Annotated in this window: 1 protein-coding gene; it reads right to left on the minus strand. The window is 32.3% G+C overall.

From position 1 onward, the window contains the following. Positions 1–134: 134 nt before the first annotated feature. Positions 135–1304 carry a DUF2806 domain-containing protein gene (locus AAEO57_RS20790; RefSeq protein WP_341694943.1) on the minus strand — a complete coding sequence of 390 codons (1170 nt, stop codon included), beginning with the start codon at positions 1302–1304 and terminating at the stop codon, positions 135–137. Positions 1305–1466: the final 162 nt, after the last annotated feature.

The following is a 1466-nucleotide window of genomic DNA, read 5'->3' on the forward strand; positions in this document are numbered from 1 at the left end:
TTTTGAAAACAAAACTTTACTACAAAAATAAACCTCCTTTAAATCGCTTTAAAAGAGGTCTCTTTTTATGTTTTTTTATAAAGTTTATTTTTTAAGGAGGGTTGTGCAACAGCTACGTGTGTTGGCAGTAGTTTTTATTTCGGTTTGTTTCTCTCTTCTAGTTTTCTTTTTTGTTCTTCTTGTCGTTTTAAATTTTCTTCTTCTCTTTTCTGTCTATCTTCCTCTTGCTTAATTTCGGTTTCTGTTAATGGCAAATCTTGAAGGCCTGTATGATGAATTTGACCATCTTTTATTTCAAGAATATTGGCGTATTTCACATTAACGCCTTTCCTTCTAATTTTAGACGCTAAAAGTTGAATATAATCTAACTCTGGTTTTGTTTCGATAAGTTGTAGTAATTCTTGTCCGATTTTAGTAAACACAAGAACTTGAATTTGTTGTTGCGGAATATTCTCTTCCTTTTCTGCCACAACACATACATTCCCAATTGTAAAAACAGATTGACCTTTCTGTTCTTTTGTTTCTTGAACTAAAAATTGCAGGTCATTTGCAGTTAATAAACCTAATTCTTCTAGTAAAAGTCGGTCGCCAAAATTTAGCTGATATTTTTCTTCTAAAAGTTTTTCATTTTTAAAGTTTAGAATAAATGAAGCAGTGTTTGAAGTAATTGCTAATTGTCCAAACTTAATAAAACACTCTGCTTCTTCTTTGCTTAAATTTCTCAGTAATTCAAGTGTTCTTAAAGAATACGATTTAGGTTTCATAATTTCTCCCGCAAGTATTCGACCCCAAAGAGCTTGCATTTCATCATTAGAAACTTCTTCAGCGATATTAAAAAACCTTGTTTTCCAATCTTCATCAATTGGTTCGTCAGTAACAGGTTGTTCGTTTCTAAGTTGTTCAGCAGCATATGCTGTTACGCTTTCTAAATTCAATTGTTTTTGTGCTTCTCTGTGGTCTACACGAATTTGAGTTCTTTCTTCCAAAGTTGGTGTTGAAAGTTCAATGTAAGTGTTTTGATTAGGTAATTCTTTTGGCGATGTTATTAGAACTCCATTTTCGTTGTATTCAATACCACCTGTAATAGAAAAATTATCTCTAATTGCTTGAGAAATAATTTTCATTTCATCTGCTTTTGCTAATGCTCGTGCTTCAGAAAGTTTCTTTATTTCGTATGCTTTTGTGTCAATGTCTTTCTTGTCAAAATATGGTTTTGAAAGTCGTCCCGTTACACTTGAAATAACATCAATTAATTTATCAATGGGTAGCATTTTGCCAAGTCCTAAAATGTCGTTTACTTGCATAGTCATTATGTTGATATTTATTGCGTCACGCTAAAATTACTGCCAACGTTCTGGCGCTACACGAGGTTTGGGATTAAAGAGGCGAGGTTTTTCGATTAAACACAAATTTTCAAAGTACAAAACCATCATTAAATTCAGCCTAAAACCCAAATCTCGTGTAAC

Source organism: Flavobacterium calami, from assembly GCF_038290035.1.
GTDB lineage: Bacteria > Bacteroidota > Bacteroidia > Flavobacteriales > Flavobacteriaceae > Flavobacterium > Flavobacterium calami.

Coding starts and splice junctions, on each gene's coding strand:
- AAEO57_RS20790 (WP_341694943.1), bottom strand. CDS start 1,304: ATGCAAGTAAACGACATTTTAGGACTTGGCAAAATGCTACCCATTGAT.